The sequence below is a fragment of the Frankia sp. CcWB2 genome (assembly GCF_977927585.1).
In genome coordinates this window covers 1-3,684 of record NZ_CDWRCM010000170.1, presented here as the reverse complement: position 1 = coordinate 3,684, position 3,684 = coordinate 1, and the positions used below count along the sequence as shown (strand labels likewise).

Annotated in this window: 4 protein-coding genes; 3 read left to right on the top strand and 1 reads right to left on the bottom strand. The window is 67.9% G+C overall.

What is annotated here, in order from left to right; genetic code table 11:
* On the top strand, positions 1–848 hold an 848-nt coding region (locus ACY45C_RS16450; protein ID WP_462188459.1), incomplete at its 5' end, for a right-handed parallel beta-helix repeat-containing protein.
* Between the two features lie 21 nt (positions 849–869).
* Here ACY45C_RS16450 and ACY45C_RS16445 read toward each other — a convergent pair.
* Positions 870–1,841, bottom strand: a complete 972-nt coding sequence (locus ACY45C_RS16445) for a glycosyltransferase family 2 protein (protein WP_462188458.1) — start codon at positions 1,839–1,841, stop codon at positions 870–872.
* Positions 1,842–2,215: 374 nt separating this feature from the next.
* Between ACY45C_RS16445 and ACY45C_RS16440 the strand changes: the two genes are divergently transcribed.
* Positions 2,216–2,734, top strand: a complete 519-nt coding sequence (locus ACY45C_RS16440) for a glycosyltransferase (RefSeq protein ID WP_462188457.1) — start codon at positions 2,216–2,218, stop codon at positions 2,732–2,734.
* A gap of 263 nt (positions 2,735–2,997) precedes the next feature.
* Positions 2,998–3,480, top strand: a complete 483-nt coding sequence (locus ACY45C_RS16435; RefSeq protein WP_462188456.1) for a YdcF family protein — start codon at positions 2,998–3,000, stop codon at positions 3,478–3,480.
* The last annotated feature ends 204 nt before the right edge of the window (positions 3,481–3,684 follow it).

The following is a 3,684-nucleotide window of genomic DNA, read 5'->3' as shown; positions in this document are numbered from 1 at the left end:
ACGGGCCCGCGCGGACGGCGGGCACACCGGCCCCCGCCACTGTCCCGGCCGGGGTTTCACCGGATGGCGGTGCCGCGACCCGCGGCCTACCAGGGGGCGACCCGGCCGCGGCCCGAGGATGCGACCGCAAGCCGGACGCCTCGAACACCGGCCCCGCGCCCGGATCCCGGTTCCAGCCGATGCCCGCCGGGAAACTGGCCACTCCCGGACAGGTACTGGAGAACAAGGAGTTCTCCGGACTCATCGACATCTATGCCGACAACGTGACGATAAGAAACTCGATCGTCCACGATGGCATCCGCGTGCGCGGAAGTAATGTGCTGATCGATCACGTGGCGACAAGTGGGATCGCAATCAGAGGTGGCGCAGGTCACGTCATCCAGTACAGTAATCTTTCCGGTGGCGACGACGGCTTCCACATCTCGTCCACGCTCGGACCGGTTTCCGGCGTCACCATCCGTCATAACTACGTCCATGACCGAAGGCCACCGAAAGGGGCCCATACCGACGGCATCCAGGTCCGCGGGGTCCGGGACCTGAGTGTGGTGTGTAACAACCTCGACCTCTCCCCGTACGACAAGACCCAGACAGCCGTCGTCTTTTTGGAGTGGGCGAACGGAGGTAACCGTGATGTGGTTATCGACCACAATTGGTTGAACGCCGGCGGAACGACGCTTGTGGTCGCTGCCAGGAACCTCCGCGTGACGGACAACCGTTTCGGCCGCGGCTTCCGCTGGAGTGTCTGCCGGCTGGGCAACGACGATGCCGGTAAGACCACTTTCTTCAGTGCCGGGAACGTCTGGGCGGACACCGGCCAGCCGGTGGTCCTGTGTGGCCGGACCCGATGAGTAGCCGGACCCGAGGCAAGGTCAGAGACACGATGTCGATGTCGATGGCGATGGCGATGGTGCCGGGCTGCCCCCGCGGCTGCTGCCGTCGCGCTCCCACGTGCCGAGGTCCCCGCGGCGAACCTTCCGGCGGGCGAGCACCTTCGCCACGGTGGAGACCGCGAGATACGCCGGCGCCGCGCCGAGCAGGCGGGGCTCGGCGCGGACCACCCTGAGCCAGTCCACGGACCCGCCGGCGAGGCCACGACCACCCTTCGTGGGACCGCCCGCGGGCGCCAGCCCGAGGGCGCGCAGTTGGGCGTTGCCGGCGAAAACCCGGCTTTTCTGTCGAACGAGGTCGCGTGCGGTCCGGGCCGGATGTACGACGAAACAGGTGCCGTCGACCGTGCATCGCTCATCCGGTGCGAACCGGTGATAGAGAAAGAAGTCATCCGCGATTGCGTCCGGGAAACGATCGAAACAGGCCCGGCCCTGCTCACTCACTCCAATGACCCCACCGATTCGGCCGTTGCGCACATAGGGCAGCCGCAGCCAGATGCGGTAGTAGTCGCGTACTACGCGGCTCGTGCCGGCAAGATGGATTGTCAGGCGCGGTGATGCGGCCAGTGCCGGGCCGGTCCGCAGCACGTCGGCCACCCGCAGCAGGTCGGCGCCGGACACCTCCAGGTCGGCGTCCACATAGAATCGCGGGAAGGCGGTGACCTCGGCGTCGCCAAGGTTCAGCGCGGCCGCCTTGCCGGCCTTCGCGGTCTCCACGCAGCGGACACCTCGGTCGCGGGCCCGACGGGCGGTCTCGTCGGAGCAGCCGTTGGCGACCACGACGATCTCCAGGTCCTCGGGGGCGGCGCCGTCGGCGAGCCGGTCAAGGCAGCGGCCGATCACGGCCGCCTCGTTATAGGCCGGAATGACGACGCTTGCGCGCGCATGCTTATGGTGCGCCGGGGCTGCGGGGGTTTTTCCGCTCGCCGGGTCGGCGCGATCCGACTGTTGCATGACAAAATCCACTGTCTGATCACCCCAGGCCGGCGCCGGCCCGCGCGACGCAGTCGTATTCAGGTAGGCGGGCGGCACACACGGTAGACCATCGTGGCCGGACCGGGTGCGTGCGTGGTGACCCGACGACACTTCCCGTGGTGACGCCCGGCGCTGGCGACTGGCTGGCCGATGTCGCCGGTCGACGGCCCGGCTCGCTGGAGATCGCCCGCTGCGCCCTGCGAAGGGCCAGTCGGATATTTACGCTTTCCACCGCCCAGATTCCGCCGCTCCGAACGCAGCTTGGCATTCCTGAAAGCCGTTTCTCGTACGTTCCGTTCGGGGGCGACTCCACATTTTTCCGGCCATCTGGAAACCCTCCGGAGAAAGGGTCCGTGGTGAGTGTCGGAAATGATCGGCACCGCGACTTCGAAACGTTGGTCCGCGGCCTGTCCCAGGGGCGGAGCAGGCTGGCGGAGATGAGGCTGGCGGAGCTGAGACTCGAGCTGGTGACAGCCCGAAACGTGGCCGTGCCACCGTGGCTCGGCCGGCGTCGGAACCGTCTTACTCTTCCCGAGGTGAGCGACCTGTACAGGACCGCATCGATGGTGGTCGTCTGCCTCCGGCCCAATCTTCACGTGAGCGGCGTCACCGTCGTGTTGGAGGCGATGGCCAGTGGTCGTCCCGTCGTGGTGACCGATACCCCCGGCATCCGGGACTACGTCGATCACGGCCGTACCGGGATTCTCGTTCCGCCCTACGACACCGATGCGCTCGCTGAAGCGGTCGTGCAGCTGGTGCTCGACCCGGACCGGGCGGCCGCGCTCGGTGCGGCCGCCCACCTGGACGTCGAGCACCGCCTGAACACGGAAGCCCAGGCCCGCCGGTTCGCGACTTTGTTGAGAGACCTCTAGCCCGGCCCGGGAAACGGAGAATCCGTGGTCAGGAGAAATACTGACAGATGGGGGTTCGGGGCTGGCCGGGGTCCTCGGGCACCGACGATTTCCTCGGTCGTGGTCAGGTACCGGCATGTTTGAATGATGGTGTGGTTTCCGCTGCGTCGTCACCGCCGGCCGGTGAGCGGCGGTCATCCGGCCCCCCGCCGGAGGCGGGCCGGGCTGCGCGCCACCGGTGGGGACGAGCGGGGCGACGCCGGCTCATCGTGATGCTGTTCGCGGTGGTCCTGGCAGGTTTCACCGCGCTTACCCTTCGGCTGTTCGTATTCCCGGCCGCCGACGTGCCCGTCCAGGCGGACGCCATCGTCATGTTGGCGGGTCCGGGGGACAGAACCGGCAAGGCGATCGAACTGGCCCGTACCGGTTACGCTCCCGTCCTCGTGATGTCTACCCCCGGGATGCGGTGGTGCTCCGCCCACGAGGCACCGAAGGTGGAGGTGATCTGCTTTTCTCCGCACCCGGTGACCACTCGGGGCGAGGCGCGGGCAACCGCTGAGCTCGCCGCCCGACATGGCTGGACCAGGATCCTCTTCGTCACCGGCCGCGCGCAGGACACCCGCGCCCGTGTCCGCATCAGCCGCTGCTTCCACGGTGATCTGCGGGTCACTGTGGTCGGCCCGCGTCGCCTCCGGGAATGGCCTTATGCGATCGCCTACGAATGGGGCGCCCTCGCAAAGGCACTGATCTGGCAGCGGAGCTGCTGACCCCGAGGAGCCGACCGGGGACCGGGTGGGAATGCTGGCCCGCGTTGCGAGGACCCGGAATGCGCCAGAAACGCCACCGGCCCGCGGTCGGATAACCAACCGAACGACAACCCGTCGTCTAGGGTGAGGCAGGAACTGGCGGCCGGGGCCAGTTGGCACGATCAGCGTTACGGCCGACGGCCGGACCACCACTGCCGACACAGA

Excerpts from the sequence above, each read along its gene's own strand:
- ACY45C_RS16445 (WP_462188458.1), bottom strand. The coding sequence starts at position 1,841 with ATGCAACAGTCGGATCGCGCCGACCCGGCGAGCGGAAAAACCCCCGCA.